Genomic DNA, 21,504 nt, shown 5'->3' with positions numbered 1-21,504 from the left:
GTGCTGAAACGGTAAAGTTATAGTGTGACCGGGATCGATAAATCGCGGGCGCTGTTGCGTTGGTCGTTGTTGTTATGCCTGCATGAATTTACAGTGTGCCAAAGACTTATTCTGACTTTAGCGGAGCCGTAACAGAATGACAAAGTTTGCATTAACCGGGGATGTGGGCGGCACCAACTGCCGTCTGGCGCTGTGCGATCTGGCCAGCGGTGAGATTTCTCAGGCAAAAACCTATTCCGGTCTGGATTACCCAAGCCTGGAAGCGGTGGTGCGTGTCTATCTTGATGAACTGAAGGTGGACGTTAAAGAGGGCTGCATTGCGATTGCCTGCCCGATAACCGGCGACTGGGTGGCAATGACTAACCACACCTGGGCGTTTTCCATTGAGGAGATGAAAAATAACCTGGGCTTTACCCATCTGGAAATCATCAACGATTTTACCGCCGTGTCGATGGCGATTCCGATGCTGAAAAAAGAGCATCTGATTCAGTTCGGCGGCAGCGAACCGGTGGAAGGCAAGCCGATTGCCGTTTATGGCGCAGGAACAGGGCTTGGCGTGGCGCATCTGGTTCATGTCGACAAACGCTGGGTTAGCCTGCCGGGTGAGGGCGGTCATGTCGACTTCGCGCCAAACAGCGAAGAAGAGGGGATTATCCTTCAGGAGCTGCGCACCGAGCTGGGCCATGTTTCCGCCGAACGCGTGCTGTCTGGCCCGGGCCTGGTCTATCTTTACCGCGCCATTGTTAAAGCGGATGGCCGCCTGCCGGAAAATATACAGCCAAAAGACGTGACCGAGCGTGCGCTGGACGGTTCCTGCACCGACTGCCGTCGCGCGTTGTCGCTGTTCTGCGTGATCCTCGGGCGTTTTGGCGGCAACCTTGCGCTGACCCTCGGCACCTTTGGCGGCGTCTACATCGCTGGCGGTATCGTGCCTCGCTTCCTGGAGTTCTTCAAAGCCTCTGGCTTCCGCGGCGGTTTTGAGGACAAAGGCCGTTTCAAAGCTTACGTGCAGGATATCCCGGTGTTTCTGATTGTGCATGATAACCCAGGCTTAACCGGTGCCGGAGCGCATCTGCGTCAGACGTTAGGTCAGGTTCTCTGACAAAAAAAGGCGCCAACGGCGCCTTTTTTACAGCTTCATCAACTGCCTGAATTCCTTCACTTTGCTGCGGCTTACCGGTACCTGAAAATCGAGATCCCTTAATCGCAGAATGTAGGTGTTATTGAACCACGGCTCTATCTCGCGGATTTTGTTGAGATTGACGCAGTAGGAGCGGTGACAGCGGAAGAAATGCGCGGCGGGCAGCTTGCTGCAAAACTCTGTAATGTTCATCGGCATGACCCAGGATTCGCGCCTGGTATAGACAAACGTCATCTTCTCGTGCGCTTCGGCGTAATAGATATCGTTAATTGGCGTGACGAAAATCTTCTCATCGCGCACTAAATTGATGGTGTCGTTTTCCCGCTGTGGGCTACCAGGTGGGTTTCCGCTTCCGTTTTGCAACTGCCAGGCGTTTTCCAGCTTTTGCAGCATCGTGACAATCCGCGACTCCTGATACGGTTTCAGAATGTAGTCGAAGGCCTCCAGCTCAAAGGCTTCCACCGCATGCTCTTTCCAGGCGGTAATGAACACGATAAACGGTTTGTGCGCGAACTGGCTGATGTTCTGCGCCAGCAGCACGCCGTCGAGAGAGGGAATGTTGATGTCGAGAAAAATGGCATCGACGCGGTTGTGCTGCAGAAATTTCAGCACGTCCAGCCCATCATCAAACGTGCCGACGATCTCCATCTCACTGTGCTCTTTAATCAGCCAGGTCAGCTCCTGCTGGGCCAGCACTTCATCTTCAACAATGATGACTTTCATACAACGTCCTTATGAGAGCAGGCTGACGGGTGCCGCAACGGGGGCACGCTGGTTCGGCACGTAAAACGCAATTTCGGTGCCGGGCTCGAGGCGGCGAATATGCAGCCCTTCACCGTAAAGCAGCGTTACTCGATGGTGAACGTTCAGCAGCCCAATTTTATTTCCCGGCATTTCGTTGGCTTCCACCCGCGCGATTACCGCCGGATCGATGCCGTGCCCCGTATCCCGCACGCTGATGCGCACGCGGTTTCCGCTTTCGGTAATGCTGATGGTCACCACCCCTTTGCCCTTGCACGGCTGAATGCCGTGAACAATGGCGTTTTCCACCAGCGGCTGGATCAGCAGGCTTGGAATCACGCAGTTCACTTCGTCGTCGATGTCGTAAATCACCGTCAGCTTGTCGCCGAATCGTGCCTGCTCGATGGCGATATAGTCCTTGATCTGGTACAGCTCCTTACGGATGTCGATCTGCTCATCGTCCTTCAGTTCAATGTTATAGCGCAGATAGCGTGACAGGTTGAAAATCAGCTGCCGGGCGGTGTCCGGATTGAGGCGAATCGATGATGAAATCGCGTTCAGGGCGTTAAACAGGAAATGGGGATTGATTTTGCTTTGCAGCGCGCGCAGTTCTGCCTTATTTGCCATTTCGCGCAATTGCTCGGCGCGCGAAACCTCCAACTGAGTGGAGATAATCTGCGACAGACCGACCGCCATCTCCTGCAATGAAGACGTTATCTGGTGCGCGTGGCGGTAATAAATTTTGAGCGTGCCGGTGACGATGCCCTTTTCCCAAAGCGGAATGATGAGCAGCGAATGGATCTCCGGCGTGCGCCAGGCTTCGTCGTCATTGCGAATAATGATTTTGCCCTCGCGCAGTGCCTGTTTGGTACGCGGACTTATCCCGGGATCGTTGTGCTTGTAGTTGGTTTCGCCAACGCCCACGTAGGCCAGTACTTTGTCGTTGTCGGTAATGGCTACCGCATCGGCGTGTATATCCTGGCGAATGATGTCGCACACCTGGCGCAGGGATTCACTGTTGACGTGACGGAACAGCGGTAGCGTCTTGTTGGCGATGTCCAGCGCCAGCTTCGCCTGGCGCGCGGCGCTGGCCTCTTTCTCGCCTTCGACGCTCTGCACCAGCAGCACGATAAAGCCGATGCAGACGCTGCCGAGGATCATCGGTACGCCAATTTTTGACACGATATCAATACCTAAAGCCATGGTTGGTGCCCACAGCACCACGAGGATCATGGTCAGCGTTTCACACAGCATCCCGCCGAGGATCCCCACGCGCCAGTGCTGCGCTTTGGGGATTTTTACGTTGATCCAGCCTGAGAGCAGCCCGGCAACTATGCTGGTGATAAAGCAGGGAACCGCGGTCACGCCGCCGATGTCGATCAGGTAACGGTGCGTCCCGGCAATCAGGCCAGTGATAGCGCCGACCCAAGGACCGAAAAGGATGCCGCCGGACATCACCGCAATAATGCGCACGTTCACCAGCGAACCTTCAACGTGCACGCCGGACCAGGTGCTGAACAGCGCAAACAGGGAGAAGATCGCCGTCACGGCCAGCAGCTCTTTTGGCGTGTGGGCTGATTTGTGCAGCAGCTCGCGGAACAGTCGGATGCGGATGAGGAAAAACAAACAGATCAGCATCAGGGCGGCGCGATCGAAGACCGCCAACAGCATGTTTAAGATTTCGTGCATGGGTACGCCGTGGGTATCACTGAAAGGAATATGATAAAAAACCTCGCCGGGGATAGCCAGCAATCACGCTGAACAGGGAACGAGGAAAAGACGCAATTTTAAAAGGGGATTAAAGAGCATGCTCTGACGGTACAGGTGATTAGAGCGTCAGGCGGTCTCTTCAGGTAAATCAGTTGATGTTGTTATGTAAATTAAAATTAGCTGTAGAAAGGAAAAGAGGCTGAAAGGGTTTGTGCTTCTTAATAAGTATTTCCTCATTTCATGCCGCTGAACTATTTTTGCACGGCCCTCTCGACAGCGGGAAAAAAATCAGGTTATTTTCGTGAATGCCACACAGGTGGCAGCGTCGCTCGGACGGTCCGGGCGCTCACGTTATCCGAGGAATCTATGGCTGAGTTCAAACCTGAACGCCGTTTTACCCGTATCGACAGGCTTCCCCCTTACGTTTTCAACATCACCGCTGAGCTGAAGATGGCTGCGCGTCGGCGCGGCGAAGATATCATCGACTTCAGCATGGGGAACCCTGACGGTGCAACCCCGCCGCACATCGTGGAAAAACTTGTCACCGTGGCCCAGCGCCCGGACACCCACGGCTATTCCACCTCCCGCGGTATACCGCGCCTGCGCCGGGCGATTTCGCACTGGTATCAGGAGCGCTACAACGTGGAGATCGACCCGGAAAGTGAAGCCATCGTCACGATTGGTTCGAAAGAAGGGCTCGCACACTTAATGCTGGCGACGCTGGATCACGGCGATACCGTGCTGGTACCGAACCCGAGCTACCCGATCCACATCTACGGTGCGGTGATAGCGGGCGCGCAGGTGCGCTCAGTGCCGCTGGTGGAGGGCGTTGATTTCTTCAACGAGCTGGAACGTGCCATCCGTGAAAGCTACCCGAAGCCGAAAATGATGATCCTTGGCTTCCCGTCGAACCCGACCGCGCAGTGCGTTGAACTGGACTTTTTCGAGAAGGTGGTCGAGCTTGCGAAGCGTTACGATGTGCTGGTGGTGCACGATCTGGCCTATGCCGACATCGTTTATGACGGCTGGAAAGCGCCGTCAATTATGCAGGTGCCTGGCGCGAAGGACGTCGCAGTTGAATTTTTCACGCTCTCCAAAAGCTACAATATGGCAGGCTGGCGTATCGGCTTTATGGTCGGCAACCCGGTGCTGGTTAACGCGCTGGCGCGCATCAAAAGCTATCACGATTACGGGACCTTCACGCCGCTACAGGTGGCGGCCATTGCCGCCCTGGAAGGTGACCAGCAGTGCGTACGTGATATCGCCGCACAGTATAAACGCCGTCGCGACATGCTGGTAAAAGGTCTGCACGAAGCCGGATGGATGGTGGAGATGCCGAAGGCATCGATGTACGTCTGGGCGAAAATTCCGGAACAGTACGCGGCCATGGGCTCGCTGGAGTTTGCGAAAAAAATGCTGCATGAGGCGAAAGTCTGCGTCTCGCCGGGAATTGGTTTCGGTGATTACGGCGACACGCACGTGCGCTTCGCGCTGATCGAAAACCGTGACCGCATTCGCCAGGCCATTCGCGGCATTAAGGCGATGTTCCGTGCCGACGGTTTGCTTCCTGCGGCCAGTAAAGCGGCGACGGAAGACGCTGAGTAATATCAATTGCCCGGCGGCACTTCGTTTGCGCGGGCCTACAAAATCCATTTCTTTTCGTAGGCCGGGTCAGCGTCAGCGCCACCCGGCAGCTACACCCAGAAATGCAAACAGGAGCCATAGGGCTCCTGTTTTTTTACTGCATGCTCAGGGCTAAATCATCAGGGCGAAGGTGCCGGCCCAGACGATGACCATAAAAGAGATGCCCATAATAAAGTATTTCACGTCACATCACTCCGCGTATAGCTTGATACGCCCTAATGAAAACTATCCTGACTGCGTTACGAGAGCTGACACCGCCTCGAATAAAAGGGGAATTTGTCCCGCTTTATCCTTCGGCACCACCTCAGAATGCTGAGCGTTAAATGCTCCAGACGGCGCTAATGTACGCTTAAAAATGGAGGGTGACAAGCATGATTTTCCCATTAATTTTTAGTTACTTACGACTGTCGTGAAACGACGACACATTAATTTCATTGTGCAATAAATCCCCTTACAGCGACGCCTGGACAGCTTGCCGAAATGAACAGTAATACCGCATTGAAAATATAGGGTTTTGGGCGTGGAGCCATGCAGAAACCTCTTTTCTGCTGCCCGTTTGGCCGCGTCGATTTGTTTAACCGTGAGCATCCGGGCATAAATCTGTGGCCATCTTTAACTATGCCCACAATATGCCCGCAAAATTCTGTGTAATCGCTGGCGCTGGATGCGGGTTGCCGCTGGCGGGGGAGCTTCACGGCGCTGGGCGAAGGTCTACAGAAGGCGCTCAGGGAACTGGGCGGCGTGTTCGGTGGAGAAAGCGCTGATTTGTTGCAGCACCGCCAACAACCTCTGCATATCCGCGATAACGTCGTTTCAGCCATGCAATACCGGGAGGCGAGGGCCTCCCGGTATTGCTCTTATACCCTGACTGGCACACAACCGCAGTATCGATCAATCGATCATTAACTGATCGGTATAATTCCACCTGGAAAGGGAATTAACGCGTTTAATTCTCCCGAATCGCCTTCGCCGTCTGCTGTAAAAGCTTATAGCTTTCATATCGTCCCTGATGCGTCTGGCGGTACATCTCCTGCGGCTCAAATTGCCTATCCATTGTTGTCATCTGCGACATTGCTTCACTGACGGTCGCAGCAACATTTCCCGCAACGGCCCCGAGGATAGCTGAGCCTAACAATACGGGTTCGCTACACTGGGTAGCGATGACCGGCAGATCGCAGGCGTCCGCCAGCAGTTGACGTACCAGTGGATGCTGGCCTGCGCCACCGCTGATAACAATCTTCTCGGTTTTAACCCCTTCATGACGTTGAGCATCGACGATCTGCCGTAGACCGTAACCAATCCCGCACAGCCCTGCGATGTAGAGTGCGATCAAATTGTCCAAATCATTTTCCATTCCCAGACCTGCAATGACCGCCCGGGAATGGGGATCGGCAAAGGGGGCGCGGTTGCCTAAAAACTCCGGCACCACGTGTATTCCGCGGGCCAGAGCTATTGTGCGGGAAGGCTCGGTGACTTTCGCCAGCGCGAGATCCGCGAGATAAACGGGTAACGGTACATTAAGGGCCTCTGCCTGTTTGCGTGTTTCAGCGGCAGCAGGATGGAAAGAGATCAGTTGATCAATCGCCGCACCCGCTGCGCTCTGACCTCCTTCACTCAGCCACATGCCTGGCACCATAGCTGAATAGTAAGGCCCCCACACACCGGGAATATAAACGGGGTTTTCCGTAGAGGTCATTGTGCAGGCGGAAGTGCCAAACACCCAGGCAAGATTGTGCAGCGCACCTTTATCCACTCCTACTGTGCCGATACCGCCAGCATGGGCGTCAATCATCCCCACGGCGACAGGTGTACCGACAGGCAATCCCAGCTCATCTGCCACGCTGGGGCTAAGTCCTTCGCCGCAAGGGGTTCCTGGCTCAACGATTTGCTGACCAATGCGCACGAAATCTTCATCCGCCAGTTCGTTAAGGCCGATGGTTCGAAAATAGTCGGCATCCCAACGCTTTTCGTGCGCCAGATAGGTCCATTTGCAAGTTACGGTACAGGTTGAACGGGCGAGATCCCCCGTGGCGCGCCAGGTGAGGAAGTCTGCCAGGTCAAAAAACTGCCAGGCATTGTCATAGACTTCCCGGCGATTTTCCTTCAGCCAAAGGAGCTTTGGCGTTTCCATTTCCGGAGATATTTTGCCGCCAATATATTTCAGTACCGGGTGCGCTGTGGCGTTAATGCGCTCGGCCTGCCCGGTGGCGCGGTGATCCATCCAGACGATGATATTGCGATCGGGATGGTTAGCGTCACTGACCGGTAGCGGCTCGCCGTTTTGCCCCAGCACCACCAGAGAACAGGTGGCATCAAAACCAATTCCTTTTACGCTGGTTGCCGGGACGTCTGCCGCACTCACCGCTTCACGAATACTTTCACACACCGCTTGCCAGATTTCGCCGCTGGATTGCTCGACTTTGCTCCCTGTACTGCGATGCAGTGTGATTGGACGCGACGCGTGCGCCAGTAGATGACCTTCATGGTCGAATATACCGGCGCGGACGCTGCCTGAACCAACATCCACACCTATCAGGGTACTTTGTGTTTCACTTTTCATATTGTTATCCATTATCCCTGGATCACAGATCGACGCTGTTTGGCAGGATGACTAAATCACGCACGGTGACATTCTTGCTACGTGTCACCATAAACAGAACCGACTCCGCGACTTCAATCGGCTGCATCAGGCTACCGTTAGCCAGTGCTTCTTCCATTTTCTCTTTTGGCCAATCGTCGAGCAGGGCGGTGACCACCGGGCCTGGCAGTACTGCCCCCACACGTACACCATACTGTGCAACCTGGCGACGGGTTGAATGAACGAATGCCTGTACAGCAAACTTGGATGCGGTATAGATAGGTTCCCAGATGACCGGCACCACGCCCGCGATAGAGCTGGTGAATATGATATCCCCGGACTTCTGGGCGATCAGGTGAGGCAGTACCGCTCGCACACTGCGAAAAGCGGCATTGATGTTAAGGTGAAGCACGCGGTCCCAGACATCAGGATCGCCTTCCGCCACTGGGCCGCCAATATAGGCGCCTGCGTTAGCATGGAAGATATCCAGACGCCCGGCCTTTTCCAGGATCCCCTCGAGGATATTATCGACCTGCTGCGGCTGCATCAGATCCACCACCAGGGCAAAGGCGTTTTCACCCATTTCCGCAATCAGCCTCTCAAGCTTTTCACCGTCGCGGTCGATCAGCACAACCTTTGCGCCTGCTGCCAGCAGCGTTCTGGCGCATTCCAGCCCAATGCCGGAGGCGGCACCGGTAATGGCTGCTACTTTGCCGTTCAGTGCGCAATTCTTGGAGGGTAATGTGTTTTTCATTTTATAATCCTTGTCAGCCAGGCAGATTATTGGGATGCAATGTAAATTGCTCAATCGATAGAGCAGATTTAGCACCAGATGAAATGTGCGGCAAGCCCGATAAAAAATGGAGATAGAAATTTGTGATACGCACCAGGAAAACGAAGAAAATAACGATTTACGACCTGGCAGAACTGACCGGGGTTTCGGCGAGTGCGGTGAGCGCTATTCTTAACGGTAACTGGAAGAAGCGCCGCATTAGCGCGAAGCTGGCAGAGAAGGTCACCCAGGTGGCTCAGGAGCAGGGCTACGCGGTTAATCGCCAGGCCAGCCTGCTGCGCAAAGATAAATCCCGCGTGATTGGCATGATTGTGCCGAAATACGATAACCGCTACTTTGGCTCCATCGTCGAAAAATTTGAAGAGATGGCGCGTGAGCGCGGCCTGTTCCCGATTATCACCTGTACCCGCCGCGACCCGCAGCTGGAGCTGGAAGCGGTGCGCACCATGCTCTCCTGGCAGGTTGAATGGGTGATTGCGACCGGGGCGACGCGGCCTGATGAAATCTCTGAGCTGTGTTCGCAGGCGGGCGTTCACACGCTGAATCTCGACCTGCCGGGCACGCTCGCGCCTTCGGTTATCTCCGATAACTATGCCGGAGCAAAGGCGCTGACCGAACGTATTTTGCTCAACGCCGAGAAGCGCTTTGGCAAGAAGGTCGCGCTGACGTTTATTGGGGGCAGGCGCAACGACCACAACACCCGGGAGCGTCTGCGCGGCTTCCGGGATGCGCATCAGGCGGCGGGCCTTGTCGTGTCAGCGAAAAACACCTTTGTTGATGGCTACTCGCCAAAGCATGTTCAGGCGAGCCTGGCAGATTTTACGCCGCCGGAAGATGGTGTGTATGGCCTGTTTGTCAATTCGACCATTTCACTGGAAGGAGTGGTGCAGTGGTTGTCTGCCCGTGGGCAAACCGGTACGCAGCAGCCGCCGATGGGCTGCTTTGACTGGGATCCGTTTGTGCCGCTGTTAGGCCACGATATCGATATGGTGCGTCAGGACGTCCCGGCGATGCTGGAAGCGGCGTTTTCAATTATCGATTCTGGTGATGCCAAAATTCAGTGCATCGAAATCCCGCCCACGCTCACCATCGGCAGCCCGCTTTAGCGGGTCAGCAGCCATCGGGCGGTGTGTTCATCGGTCACCAGGCCGTTAATCCACTTGCCCTTAAGCGCCGAGAAAATCACCCTGCGCTTGTCCTCGCCGCAGGCGGCAGCAATGCGCGGACACGGGCTGCGGCGGATATCATAGCTGGTGATCAGATCGTTGATATCGCTCTCTACCACGTCGCCGCTGGCATCAATAAAGCGGCCCAGAATCTCCCCGATGGCCCCCTGCCGGGTCAGCGTTTCCAGCTGTTCGAGGGTGATGAAACCGTCTTTAAAGATTGGGCTGTCCTGCGTCAGCGCGCCGATGCCGACGAAAATAACGTCCGAATCCAGCGCGACGTCGGAGACGTTGCTAAAGAGGCGGTTCGAACACCACATCTGATGTTCCAGCGACGTCTGCGCATAGCGCGGGGCAGGCCACTGATAATAATTGGCCTGGATTTTACTCGCCAGCAACAGCGGCACATCATCGTAGTAGTTACATTTCCCGTCCGCGTTCATGGCGCTGATTAATGCCACACAGCGGGTATTGACGCTGTCGAAATCAATCCGCCGGATGGTCTTTTTCAGCGTTAAGCCTGAGCCTACACCGACCACCTTATCCTCATCGCTATGAAGATATTTCTTCATCAGCTGATAGCAGCCGAAGGAGACGCTGTCGAGCGTCATGTCATGGGTAAAAGCAGGAACGACGCTGCACTCGATAAGATCGTATTTCTCTTTCAGCATTTGCGCGTAGTTCAGGCAACTGGCCACCGGGTGGTTAAGACCGATGGAAACGATGCCTTCTTCTTTTGCCGCCGCCAGCAGGCGCTGTACAACTGGCCGCGAGGTCCCGAGCTGGGTGGCTATCTCACTCTGGTTCTGTCCGGCAATGTAGTACATCCACGCGGCGCGCACTTTCTGATCCAACCGGATATCGTCTTCAGTTATCAATTTTTTCAGCACCTTAGAGGGGGGAGCGGAAAGTTTATTCCTGTTGTGATACCCGCATTCTGTCGCGTGCAGACCAGGCAGGCAACACTAATTTATTTTTTATTGGTCATTTGAAATATTTAAGATCATTTGCTCTTTTGTGATTTAACGCTCTTATTTTGAATAAATGTTCAATTACATTTAGTTCACAAATCTGAATGGAGAGCTACGTCATGACTACGAATACCTGGTTACATATTGGTCTGGGATCTTTTCACCGTGCGCACCAGGCCTGGTACCTGCACCGTTTGATTGCGCAGGGCGATACTCGCTGGCACATCGCCGCCGGGAATATTCGCAATGATGCGGAACATGTCGTCGCCGCCCTGACGGCGCAGAAGGGCCGCTACATGCTGGAAACGGTCAGCCCGGAAGGGGAACGGACCTATGAAGAGATCACCTCCATTCAGAAACTGCTGCCATGGCAGGCTGACCTGCAGCCGCTGATTTCAGAAGGGGCGAAGCCGGAAACCAAAGTCATCGCGTTCACCGTGACGGAAGGGGGTTACTATCTGAACACCTCCCACAGGCTGGAGGTGGAAAATGTCGATCTGGCCTGTGACCTGAAGGGCGGCAACAAAACAATTTATGGCGTTATTACCCGTATCCTTGAACAGCGTATGGCCAACGGCGCGGGACCTTTGACCTTGCTTAACTGCGATAACGTGCGCCACAACGGTGAGCGTTTCCACGACGGGCTGGTTGAGTTTCTCGAACTCTCCGGTAAGCAGCCCGTCATCGCGTGGCTGGCAGCCAATGCGACCTGCCCGAACACGATGGTGGACCGCATTACTCCTCGTCCGGCGACGGATCTGCCCGCGCGCATCAAAGCGCAGACCGGCGTTGACGATAACGCTCCGGTGATGGGTGAAACCTTTATTCAGTGGGTCGTTGAGGACAATTTCCGCGACGTTCGCCCGAATCTTGAGGCCGTTGGCGTGGAGATGGTTGAGTCGGTTATCCCTTACGAAGAGGCGAAAATCCGTATCCTGAACGCTTCCCATAGCTGCATCGCCTGGGCGGGCACGCTGATGGGGAGGACGTTTATCCATGAAAGCACTTTAACGGACGCCATCTACGCCATGGCCGACCGCTACGTCACCGAAGATGTGATCCCAAGCCTGGGCGATAACGGCATCGACCTGCCGACCTACCGCGATGTGGTTCTGAAGCGTTTCACCAATCCCTATATCGAAGATACCAATCAGCGCGTGGCGGCGGATGGCTTCTCAAAAATCCCGGCCATGATGACTCCGACGATGATCGAATGCTATCAGCGCGGCACCGTACCGCACGCGACCGCCATGCTGCCAGCACTTTTCTTTGTCTTCATGGAGCAGTGGCACAAGGGCCAGCTGCCGTATGAATACCAGGACGGTATCCTGGACGCCAATGCGGTGCATGCGATGTTCAACGCTGAAGATCCCGTGGCGTTTTACGCCGGTGACAAAGCGCTGTTCGGGGAATTAGCGCTGCGGGAAGATTTCACCGCGCTGCTGAGAGAAAAAATTCAGGCTGTTTACTCGCTGATCCGTTGAGGAATACATCATGTACTTAGGCATCGATCTCGGCACCTCAGAAGTAAAAGCGCTGGTCATTGACGAAAACGGTGACATCGTGGCCAGCCACAGCGCGCCGCTGACCATTCAGCGGCGACATCCGCACTGGTCAGAACAAAGCCCGCAGGCCTGGTGGGAGGCTACCGACTACCTGATGAGCACGCTGAAAGAGAAGTGTGAACAGCACTGGGCGGCAATTAAAGCCGTTGGCCTCTCCGGGCAAATGCACGGTGCGGTGCTGCTTGATGGGGCAGACAATGTGATCCGCCCTGCCATTCTGTGGAACGACACCCGCAGCTCGCAGGAGTGTGTAGAGCTGGAGGAAATGGCCCCGGAGCTGCACACGGTGGCCGGGAACCTCGCTATGCCGGGTTTCACTGCACCGAAGCTGCTGTGGGTATGCAGGCATGAGCCGGAAAACTTCAAACGTATCGACACGGTTTTGCTGCCGAAGGATTACCTGCGGCTACGGATGACGGGGAAAAAAATCTCTGACATGTCCGACGCGGCGGGGACGCTCTGGCTGGACGTAGCGCGCCGCGATTGGTCAGACAGCCTGCTTGCTAAGTGCGGTCTGTCCAGGCACAACATGCCAGCGCTGGTTGAAGGCTGTGATGTCTCAGCCACGCTTGCTCCTGAAATCGCTGCGAGCTGGGGACTTAACCCGTCGGTGGTGGTGGCCGGTGGTGGTGGTGACAACGCGGTCAGCGCCATAGGCGTGGGGGCGGTTAATCCAGGGGATGCGTTTATTTCTCTGGGCACCTCCGGCGTGCTGTTTGTGGTTAACGACGCCTGTCGCCCGGCACCGGCCTCCGCAGTGCATGCGTTTTGCCATGTGCTGCCCAATCGCTGGCATCAGATGAGCGTCATGCTGAGTGCCGCCAGCTGCCTGCAATGGTTCTGTCGGCTGGTTGGTGTGACCGAAACGGCGCTGCTTGAGGAAGTCGCGCAGCTGAGCGAGCAGGAAAAGGCGGGGGCACCGATGTTTCTGCCGTATCTCTCCGGGGAACGTACGCCTCATAACGATCCGAATGCGAAAGGCATTTTCCACGGGCTAACGCATGCCAGCAGCCGCGCGAACATGGGGTATGCGGTGCTGGAAGGCGTGAGCTTCGGTCTTGCAGATGGGCTGCGGGTGTTGCAGGAAAGCGGTACGCACGTTGGACAGTGTTCGTTGGTTGGCGGTGGTGCCCGGAGTGCATTGTGGGCGCAGCTTCTGGCTGACGTGCTCAATATTCCAATTGTCACCCACAAGGGCGGCGAAACCGGGGGGGCGCTCGGGGCGGCCCGTCTGGCCTGCCTGGCGGCGGGTAAAGATTTGGCATCGATTTGCAGGAAACCTGAAATATATCAGAGCTGGTCACCGCGGGCTCAGCAGCATGCCGCACTGATGAAACGTTACGCGCACTTTACTTCGCTCTACCTGAACGATCTGAATTATAGAACCTTCTGATTTTAATAATAAAAGTGACCCGGCTGCGGCCGGGCTTACCCTGTACAAAAGAAACGAGGTCACTATGTCCGTTGCGAATAAACAATGGTTTGGATTACCGCTTCACCTGCTGTGGGGCTATATCGCTATCGCCGTTTTCATGACCGGTGACGGTTTTGAGTTGGCGTTCCTCTCCCACTACATCAAAGAGTTAGGCTTTTCGCCCGCACAGGCGTCGTTTGCCTTTACGCTCTATGGCCTCGCTGCCGCGCTGTCTGCCTGGGTTTCCGGAGTGATTGCCGAAATTATTACGCCGCAGAAAACCATGTTTATCGGTTTTGTGCTGTGGTGTGTGTTCCACGTGTTGTTCCTGATCTTCGGTCTGGGGCACGCTAACTACGCGCTGATCCTGCTGTTCTACGGCATTCGCGGTTTTGCCTATCCGCTGTTCCTCTATTCCTTCATCGTGGTAATTATCCATAACGTGAAGAGCGAAAACGCCAGCTCCGCGTTGGGCTGGTACTGGGCGGTCTATTCGATTGGTATTGGCGTGGCGGGCAGCTACATTCCGAGCTTTACCATTCCACTGGTGGGTGAACTGGGTACGCTTTGGATGGCGCTGGCCTTCTGCCTGACGGGCGGAGTGATTGCGATGATCTCCCTGCGTAACGTGCATACCCCAACGCACATGCATAATCTCACCACCAAAGAGAAACTCAACGAGCTGAGCCGGGCGATTACGCTGCTCTATACCAACCGTAGCATTATGTATTCGAGCATGGTGCGCATTATCAACACCCTGTCGCTGTTCGGCTTTGCGGTAATCATGCCGTTGATGTTCGTCGATGAGCTTGGCTTCAGCACCTCTGAGTGGCTCCAGGTGTGGGCGGTATTCTTCTTTACGACCATTTTCTCGAATATCTTCTGGGGCATAGTGGCTGAAAAAATGGGATGGATGCGCGTCGTCCGCTGGTTCGGCTGTATCGGTATGGCCCTTTCAAGCCTGGCGTTCTACTACGTGCCGCAGTATTTCGGGCATAACTTTGCTATGGCGCTACTTCCGGCTATTTCACTGGGGATTTTCGTCGCGGCGTTCGTGCCGATGGCAGCCGTTTTCCCGGCGCTCGAACCGCATCACAAAGGGGCCGCGATTTCTGTCTACAACCTCTCTGCGGGCCTGTCGAACTTCCTGGCTCCGGCGATTGCGGTAGTGCTGCTGCCGTACTTCAGCACCATCGGCGTAGTGATTGCCTACACCGCGCTCTATATCATCGCCTTCTTCCTTTGCCACTTTATCCATGTCGAACAGCCCGGCTTTGAAAGTTGTGCGGTTAAAACTGACAAAGTGGTGGTGCGGGCATCTTAAGATGGGCACGGCTGGCGAATCCTGCCAGCCGCTAACAAGCAGGAACAGCGATGAGCATAAAAGCGGTTATTTTTGATATGGACGGCGTCATTATCGATTCAGAAAATTTCTGGCAGCGCGCCCAAATCGAGGTGCTGGCAAAACAGGGAATCGCCATAACGGCTGAGGAGTGCGAAAGTGCTACCAAAGGAAAGCGGATTGATGATATCGCAAGGCTATGGTGTGAAAGATACCCGCTGAACATTTCCTCACGGCAGGTCGAAGTGCAGATTGTCGCACGGGTTTGCGACGCCATTCGCAGGGAGGGAGTGGCAATGAGCGGGCTGGATCAGGCATTACGCAGTTTCCGTGCCGCAGGATACCGTCTGGCGCTGGCGACGTCCTCCTGTAAACAGGTCATTGAAGTGGTGTTTGACCGACTGAAGCTGTGGCGCTGGTTTGACGTGGTGTGCAGCGCGGATGAGGAGCCTTTCGGCAAGCCTCATCCCGCTGTTTATCATAAGGTGATGTTTAAGCTTGGGCTGGAGGCCGGGGAGTGCAGAGTCATTGAGGACAGTCTGAGTGGTTTTACCGCCGCCCGGCGGGCGAATATCGAAACCTTCGTGGTGGCCGCTGATTACCAGGACGCAAAATTTGCGGAAGCGCTCGGGCGCTATCCAACGCTTGATGAACTTATTGATGCTTTGCAGCCAGCGTTTGCCTGACGTTTTCACAATCAGGGCGGCGCAGAAACTATCCCGGGGAAGTAAACGCTCTTTTTGACCCCGGTTTCTGCGCTTCCCCTCTTTGCTGAATTCAGGCGCGACCGTGGCTCACCCGCGAGCGTCTCGCCATAGAATCCACAATGACTGCAATGGCCAGCACGCCGCCGGTGATCATATAGCGTAACGACGACGGCAGATTGAGCAGCGTCAGCCCGTTGGAAATACACTGAATCACGATGATGCCGAGAAGAGCAGAGTATGCGCTGCCGCGTCCGCCAAACAAGCTGGTGCCGCCGATCACTGCCGCCGCGATAGCGTTGAGATTCACATCCCCGGTCCCCGCCTGCTGGCTGGCAGAAGCCAGACGTGAAGCGGCAAGGATCCCGCCTGTAGTGGCCAATATGGAACAAATCATAAACGCACTGATATAAATACGGCGTACATTAATGCCGGAGCGGCGCGCAGCTTCGCGATTGCCTCCTACCGCAAACATTGAGCGGCCCCATTTTGTGCGTTTCAGGGCATAGTTCAGCACCACGACGACGAGGATAAACAGCCCAAAGACCCACGGCACACCGCGACCCATATTGAGATAAAACACCATAAACCCGAACACGGCAGTCATAAAAATGCTGCGCGCCCAAAGTGAACTGAGAGGTTCGCAGGAGAGGTTGGCCTGAGTCCGTCGCGTGCGGGTGCGTAACCCCTGGACCAGCATCAACACCCCCGGTAGCAACGCAAACAGATGTGCCAGCCAGCCTGGCATCACCAACACCTGGCCGAAGCGGACCAGCGGGGAAACGTAGGGCAGGTTAATACTTCCCGACGGGCCGAGAATATAGAGCTGCATACCGAGCAGCGCCAGCAGGCCGGCCAGGGTAGCCACAAAGCTAGGCATTCCTAAGCGGCTGTATAGCTGGGCGTAGAGCAGGCCCACGGCGGCGCCTACTGCCAGCGCGACGGCTATCGCGCCAATAACGGGCCAGCCCTGGTTCACCCACAGCACGCCGATAATGGCCGAGGCCAGGCCGCTCATCGACCCGACGGAAAGGTCAATCTCACCCAGCAGCAGCACACAGACGATACCCAGTGAGATAAAGCCCACCGTGGCACAGTCGAAAAGCATATTGACGAGGTTATTCGGTGCCAGATAAATCGGGTTAAGCACGGTAAAGACGATAGAGATAATTATCAGCCCGAGGACCACGGGTATCATCCCAAGGTCGCCTGTTTTTATGCGGGTGATATACGCGCGCAGTAGGCCGGAGATGCTGTCCTGGTGGCTGACACGCTCGTCGCTACGGTCTAGCCTGGTTTCAGGCGTCAGCGGTTTATTGGTGGTTGTGGTCATGGCTCAGCTCACTCCCGTCGTATGTTCATGCGTTTTTCTTTCCACCCGGCGCGACACGGCGTTCTCCGTCGCACCGGTAATGGCGGCAACCAGATCCTGGTTGGTGGCTTCGGGTGTGAAAATGCCTTTATTGCGGCCCAGACGCAGAACAACGATTCTGTCGGCAACGGCCCGCACGTCTTCCATATTGTGGCTGATGATAATCACGCCCAGCCCGCGCTCGCGTACCCGTTCAATCAGGTTCAGCACTTCTGCAGTCTGTGCCACGCCGAGAGCGGCCGTGGGTTCATCAAGCATGATAATTTTGGGATGGAGCAGCAGCGAGCGGGCGATGGCGACAGTCTGTCGCTGTCCGCCAGAAAGGGAGGCCACCGGTTCGCGCACGGAAGGAATGCGGGCAGCCAGCTCTTTGAGCAGCGTCCATGCCTGCACCTCCATGGTCACTTCGTCGAGCTGCCAGGCCGACAGCTCGTGCCCCAGAAACAGGTTCGCTACCACGTCCAGATTTTCGCACAGCGCCAAATCCTGAAAAACAGTGGAAATTCCATGCTCCAGCGCCTTTCCTGGGCTATCGAGGGTGATTTCCTTACCCTCAAATTCAATAGTGCCGGAAGTGGGCTGATGCACGCCCGCCAGCACTTTAACCAGCGTCGATTTACCCGCGCCGTTATCGCCGACCAGTGCCACAACCTCACCCGCATAAACGTCGAGATCAATATCCGTCAGGGCGGAAACGGCGCCAAAATTTTTAGAGATTTTCCTTAGCTGAAGAAGCGGGCTATCCATGTGCGGAGCGAGGCTATTGTTGATTAACATAGTAAAAACCTTCTTATCGTCGGTGCGTCTGCAAACGCACCGGCTGCGACTTAGTTGAGGATCCCTAATTTCTGGCAGGCCTGCTGGTACTCTCCGGTACAGACCTGTTGCGGTGTCTGGATTTTCTTATCAAAAATTTCCGCTTTGATATTTTTGGCGGTAATCACCGCCGGAACAAAGAGCTGTGACGGTGTGTTGTAGAGAGTGGAGGTGGCCTTAGGCTTTTGACCATTGATCAGCTGCACCGCAACCTTGGCGGCAGCGGCGGCAACGATTTCCGACGGTTTGGAGATGGTGTTGTACTGATCCCCGGCGATAATCAACTGTAATGCAGCGATAGTTGCATCGTTGCCCGTTACCGGAGGAATTGGCTGTACGCCGCCGGATTTAAAGGCGGCGATCGCCCCACCACCGGTTCCGTCGTTCGCTGCGACGACGCCCTTAATTTTATCGCCGAAGCGGGTTATCTGACCGGCAGCCCACTCTTGCGCTTTTGGCGGTGCCCATTCCGGGGTGTCGAATTCAGCTAACGTTTTGTAACCGGACTCCTTTAGCCCGCGGTGGATACCGTCGCGAATCAGGCCCGCTGCGGCATCGGTCGGTGAGCCGTTAATCTGTAGTACGCCAGCGCCAGCGGGCACATTTGTCGCCTTCAGCTGTTCAACCAGTGAGGTGGATATTGCGTAGCCGATGCCTTCGTTATCAAAGGAGAGATAAAAATCGGCTGGCTTGTCGGGGATTGGGCGGTCGTAAGCCACCACTTTCACGTCTTGTGAGTGGGCAATTTCCACGAGGCCTGCCGCGGCGGAGGAGTCAACCGGATCCAGTACAATCACCTTCGCACCCTGGGCAATGGCGGAGTTGAACTGCTGCTGTTGCAAAGAGGCGCTGGCGTTGGCGTTTTGGTAGATAACCTTGCACTGCTGACAGAGCCGGGTCAGCTCCGCTTTAAAGCCGGGAAAATCATGTTGCTCATAACGGGTGGATGCCTGATCTGGCATCAGAAAAGCAATGGTAGCCGCTTCCTGCGCCTGCGCCATGTTACTGAAACCTATTGCCGCCATAAGCGATGCTTTGAATACCGTAGGGTAACGCATAGTTCTGATCCTCAATGACTCGAATAAGATGACCACCTCGCGATTAATTCACTGAGGCAGTGGTTTTGTTTAACATCTGGAATCCAGAATTCAGCTTTTCATTATCATTGCAGCTACATTTGCTCAATCGGTGAAGCAAGAATTGACGCTCCTGATTCAGGTTGTCAAGAAAGGGCAGAAAAGCGATGCAGATTTTGTGACTGAGTGCAGATAGGCAGGGAGGAGAGCAGCCTCCGTTAACGCACGGAGGTATGAAATCATTCAGGAGTCATGGATATTAAATGACGACGTTGCCGGCACACTTCCAGGAGTGGCGGCGGCTTCTGTCGCGATGTAATTATAGTACGCAGGGCCGACTGGCATTGTTCTGGCTGTGACAGCGAGTATCACGGCGAACGGTTCTGCCGGAGAATATTTGCTGAGTTGTCAGGAGATGGCATGCTGAAGCCCCGGCAGTTATCAACTGGGAATATGATTTCTCACCTCACAAAATAAAGAAAAAAATGTCTCCTCACCCCGATAAAATAGAGTAATACCGTCAATTACGATAAAAATACCTGAAAATCGTGACACGGTTTATATTCAGTCGTCATATGTCATGAAATACGATAGAGTGTCTTAATAACTGATGACGGGTATCTATATGATGCCTTGACCGTCAGAATATGATTGAAATAAACAGGAAACTCTTTCCTTCTGGCCTATCTTATCCGCAGCAATGTAAATCATGAAAATTTATACTGAAAATTATTTTTTAAAAATCGGCCTTCAGACATTACTGGAGAATAATACTGACGACAATATAAGCAATATGAACGTACTTGATCTGGAGGGTAACCTGCTTGCCTTCATTACCAGCTATCAGATCCAAAATTATAAAGCAGAGAGTTTTATGGATCCGCTACATTCCTATATCAGTCTTTGTAATGGCGTCATGACAGCAGAACAGTTATACCGCTATATTACTCAACATACCTCGACCCCTTTCATATCCAGAAAACCCTTGTCCCTTACTGTTAAGGAAATAAATCTGACAAACAGGCTGCTCGCTGGCTACTCTGTACACAACGTTGCAGAACATTTTCAGATCAAACTTAAAACCGTGTACGGGAAAAAAGCACAGGTAGAAAATAAACTGGGTGTACGCAACCTTTCGCAGCTCGCCATGCGCCTTACCCTCTGGGAAAGGAAGCTCAATTTACTGACTGGCAGTATGTGCTCCTCTGATGCACAACGGGGGGCACCGAGTCCTTCACAGGCAGCCAATAATGTCGTTTTGCGCCAGCGGCGTGGTTACGCACAACATATCCCATGCGAGTGAGTTTCAGGAGCGTATAGCGTGCGCTATAAATATCAAGCCCGCACGAATCTGCTATTTCCCGGGAGCGTACCCCGTCACCGTTCGTTTCTGCTGCACGGGTAATAAGATATTGCAGTACGGCCTGATCCTTAAGACTGAGAGAGTGGGTATTCATAATAAAATCACCTGTCTAATGTGGAAAACTGAGCGCGATTTTACGCAAACAGATAAAAGTGGAAACAACTAAAGATTTAGCTAAGGTTAAATAATAACCTAAGAGAACTTATGTAAAAAAGATCAACCAGTTACATAAAGAGCTTGTGATGGATAAAGACGATGATGCAGCATCTTTGCAGGATGCTGAGCAGTATATTCTGGACGGAAGATGGTATTTTTCCACGGAAGAGCCGATTCTTCGGGACATGAATCTGCAACAGGAAGTAAAATTACAACGGCCAGCCTGTCGATGCCTGGCGCTTTTAATTAAGCACCGGGGGGTACTGATACCCCAAAATGATCTCATTACTTATGCCTGGGGCGAAGAGCGCTCGCAATATATCACCCCAAATACGTTTTATCAGTCAATGCATCATTTAAGACAGTCTCTGGCACAGGCCGGTCTGCCGGATGTGATTTTTACCGTAACGCGGAAGGGAATCGGGATCAGCAGCGAACTGAGTATTATTCCCGCGACGGTATCTGTTCCCCCTTTACATAATCAACATCGCTGGCATTCCTTTTTGAGTGTTGGCGGATATCTGTCAGCGACGGCTATTATTATATTTTGCTGTATCATTTTTTTAATATGGAAAAACTCCAGCGAAAAAAGAGATAATATTTTCAGAAATTATACTCTCAAACAGCAGCAATGCCAGATTTACAGTTCTCCAGGAAATCTTACGGATAATAAAATTAATTTTTTACTTCAGCGTGCTGGAATCACCTGCAGTGAAAATATGACTATATTTATTACTGTCGCCTTAGGTGGAGAACGAAAAAGCCTTCTCGCCTGTTCAGGGTATACAACCCAAGCGCGCCAGTGTCAGGTATTTATTATCATGGATCCTTTCGATGAAAAAACGCACAATTGAAATCGGTATCCTGAATCGCCACGGATAATCTAGACACTTCCGAGCCGTTGATAATACTGGTTTTCATATTCTGTCGGTGACATCTGATTGCTCGAACC

The 21,504-nt window shown here is 54.0% G+C and carries 19 protein-coding genes and 1 pseudogene; 10 read left to right on the top strand and 10 right to left on the bottom strand.

Going from position 1 to position 21,504, the window contains the following annotated elements; genetic code table 11:
* Window positions 1–136: 136 nt before the first annotated feature.
* Complete coding sequence (gene glk / locus AB1287_RS09650) at window positions 137–1,102, top strand: glucokinase (RefSeq protein ID WP_435617632.1); 966 nt, start codon at window positions 137–139, stop codon at window positions 1,100–1,102.
* A gap of 27 nt (window positions 1,103–1,129) precedes the next feature.
* Here the strand turns inward: glk and AB1287_RS09645 are convergent, their stop codons facing one another.
* Both AB1287_RS09645 and AB1287_RS09640 read right to left on the bottom strand, forming a co-directional pair.
* The gene (locus AB1287_RS09645; RefSeq protein WP_312625159.1) at window positions 1,130–1,864 is read right to left on the bottom strand and encodes a LytR/AlgR family response regulator transcription factor; all 735 of its coding nucleotides are present in this window, start codon (window positions 1,862–1,864) and stop codon (window positions 1,130–1,132) included.
* A gap of 9 nt (window positions 1,865–1,873) precedes the next feature.
* Entirely contained in the window at window positions 1,874–3,571 is a 1,698-nt protein-coding gene (locus tag AB1287_RS09640) for a LytS/YhcK type 5TM receptor domain-containing protein (protein WP_435617631.1), read from the bottom strand.
* Window positions 3,572–3,958: 387 nt separating this feature from the next.
* Here AB1287_RS09640 and alaC point away from each other — a divergent pair, with 387 nt between their 5' ends.
* Window positions 3,959–5,197 carry an alanine transaminase gene (gene alaC, locus AB1287_RS09635; RefSeq protein ID WP_435617630.1) on the top strand — a complete coding sequence of 413 codons (1,239 nt, stop codon included), beginning with the start codon at window positions 3,959–3,961 and terminating at the stop codon, window positions 5,195–5,197.
* Between the two features lie 150 nt (window positions 5,198–5,347).
* Here the strand turns inward: alaC and ypdK are convergent, their stop codons facing one another.
* From ypdK to AB1287_RS09620, 3 genes are all read right to left on the bottom strand, one after another.
* Window positions 5,348–5,419 (bottom strand): membrane protein YpdK, encoded by a 72-nt coding sequence (gene ypdK, locus AB1287_RS09630; RefSeq protein ID WP_101706262.1) that lies wholly within the window; start codon window positions 5,417–5,419, stop codon window positions 5,348–5,350.
* A gap of 763 nt (window positions 5,420–6,182) precedes the next feature.
* Entirely contained in the window at window positions 6,183–7,796 is a 1,614-nt protein-coding gene (locus AB1287_RS09625; RefSeq protein ID WP_312625165.1) for an FGGY-family carbohydrate kinase, read from the bottom strand.
* A 22-nt stretch (window positions 7,797–7,818) separates the two neighbouring features.
* Complete coding sequence (locus AB1287_RS09620; protein WP_312625167.1) at window positions 7,819–8,568, bottom strand: SDR family oxidoreductase; 750 nt, start codon at window positions 8,566–8,568, stop codon at window positions 7,819–7,821.
* Between the two features lie 122 nt (window positions 8,569–8,690).
* On the opposite strand from AB1287_RS09620, the gene AB1287_RS09615 reads away from it, so the two are divergent.
* Window positions 8,691–9,713, top strand: coding sequence for a LacI family DNA-binding transcriptional regulator (locus tag AB1287_RS09615; protein WP_312625169.1), 1,023 nt, complete (start codon window positions 8,691–8,693; stop codon window positions 9,711–9,713).
* Here the strand turns inward: AB1287_RS09615 and AB1287_RS09610 are convergent.
* Complete coding sequence (locus tag AB1287_RS09610) at window positions 9,710–10,651, bottom strand: sugar-binding transcriptional regulator (RefSeq protein WP_312625171.1); 942 nt, start codon at window positions 10,649–10,651, stop codon at window positions 9,710–9,712. The genes AB1287_RS09615 and AB1287_RS09610 overlap by 4 nt on opposite strands.
* 212 nt (window positions 10,652–10,863) lie before the next feature.
* Between AB1287_RS09610 and dalD the strand changes: the two genes are divergently transcribed.
* The 4 genes from dalD (at window position 10,864) to AB1287_RS09590 (ending at window position 15,751) form a co-directional block, all read left to right on the top strand.
* Entirely contained in the window at window positions 10,864–12,228 is a 1,365-nt protein-coding gene (gene dalD / locus AB1287_RS09605) for a D-arabinitol 4-dehydrogenase (RefSeq protein ID WP_312625173.1), read from the top strand.
* Between the two features lie 10 nt (window positions 12,229–12,238).
* Window positions 12,239–13,702, top strand: a complete 1,464-nt coding sequence (gene xylB, locus AB1287_RS09600; protein WP_435617629.1) for a xylulokinase — start codon at window positions 12,239–12,241, stop codon at window positions 13,700–13,702.
* A gap of 64 nt (window positions 13,703–13,766) precedes the next feature.
* Complete coding sequence (locus tag AB1287_RS09595; protein ID WP_435617628.1) at window positions 13,767–15,047, top strand: RbtT/DalT/CsbX family MFS transporter; 1,281 nt, start codon at window positions 13,767–13,769, stop codon at window positions 15,045–15,047.
* A 50-nt stretch (window positions 15,048–15,097) separates the two neighbouring features.
* The gene (locus AB1287_RS09590) at window positions 15,098–15,751 is read left to right on the top strand and encodes an HAD family hydrolase (protein ID WP_435617627.1); all 654 of its coding nucleotides are present in this window, start codon (window positions 15,098–15,100) and stop codon (window positions 15,749–15,751) included.
* 91 nt (window positions 15,752–15,842) lie between these two features.
* On the opposite strand, the gene AB1287_RS09585 is transcribed toward AB1287_RS09590, so the two are convergent.
* From AB1287_RS09585 to AB1287_RS09575, 3 genes are read right to left on the bottom strand one after another with little or no spacing between them, the layout of a single operon-like run.
* Window positions 15,843–17,102 carry a sugar ABC transporter permease gene (locus AB1287_RS09585; RefSeq protein ID WP_435617626.1) on the bottom strand — a complete coding sequence of 420 codons (1,260 nt, stop codon included), beginning with the start codon at window positions 17,100–17,102 and terminating at the stop codon, window positions 15,843–15,845.
* Window positions 17,103–17,105: 3 nt separating this feature from the next.
* Window positions 17,106–17,918 (bottom strand): ATP-binding cassette domain-containing protein, encoded by an 813-nt coding sequence (locus AB1287_RS09580; RefSeq protein ID WP_436799829.1) that lies wholly within the window; start codon window positions 17,916–17,918, stop codon window positions 17,106–17,108.
* 50 nt (window positions 17,919–17,968) lie between these two features.
* Window positions 17,969–18,982, bottom strand: coding sequence for an ABC transporter substrate-binding protein (locus AB1287_RS09575; protein ID WP_409438220.1), 1,014 nt, complete (start codon window positions 18,980–18,982; stop codon window positions 17,969–17,971).
* 369 nt (window positions 18,983–19,351) lie between these two features.
* On the opposite strand from AB1287_RS09575, the gene AB1287_RS22465 reads away from it, so the two are divergent.
* Both AB1287_RS22465 and AB1287_RS09570 read left to right on the top strand, forming a co-directional pair.
* Entirely contained in the window at window positions 19,352–19,510 is a 159-nt protein-coding gene (locus AB1287_RS22465) for a putative zinc ribbon protein (protein ID WP_436799832.1), read from the top strand.
* Between the two features lie 232 nt (window positions 19,511–19,742).
* A complete protein-coding gene (locus AB1287_RS09570; RefSeq protein ID WP_312625182.1) occupies window positions 19,743–20,336 on the top strand; it encodes a LuxR C-terminal-related transcriptional regulator in 594 nt (197 codons plus the stop codon).
* Between the two features lies 1 nt (window position 20,337).
* On the opposite strand, the pseudogene AB1287_RS09565 reads toward AB1287_RS09570, so the two are convergent.
* Window positions 20,338–20,490: pseudogene (locus AB1287_RS09565) on the bottom strand (FaeA/PapI family transcriptional regulator); the annotation flags it as partial.
* Window positions 20,491–20,638: 148 nt separating this feature from the next.
* Between AB1287_RS09565 and AB1287_RS09560 the strand changes: the two are divergent.
* A complete protein-coding gene (locus AB1287_RS09560; RefSeq protein ID WP_312625183.1) occupies window positions 20,639–21,406 on the top strand; it encodes a winged helix-turn-helix domain-containing protein in 768 nt (255 codons plus the stop codon).
* Window positions 21,407–21,504 lie beyond the last annotated feature (98 nt).

Source organism: Scandinavium sp. UTDF21-P1B, from assembly GCF_040750395.1.
Taxonomy (GTDB): Bacteria; Pseudomonadota; Gammaproteobacteria; order Enterobacterales; family Enterobacteriaceae; genus Scandinavium.
This window is presented reverse-complemented; position numbering and strand designations above follow the sequence as displayed.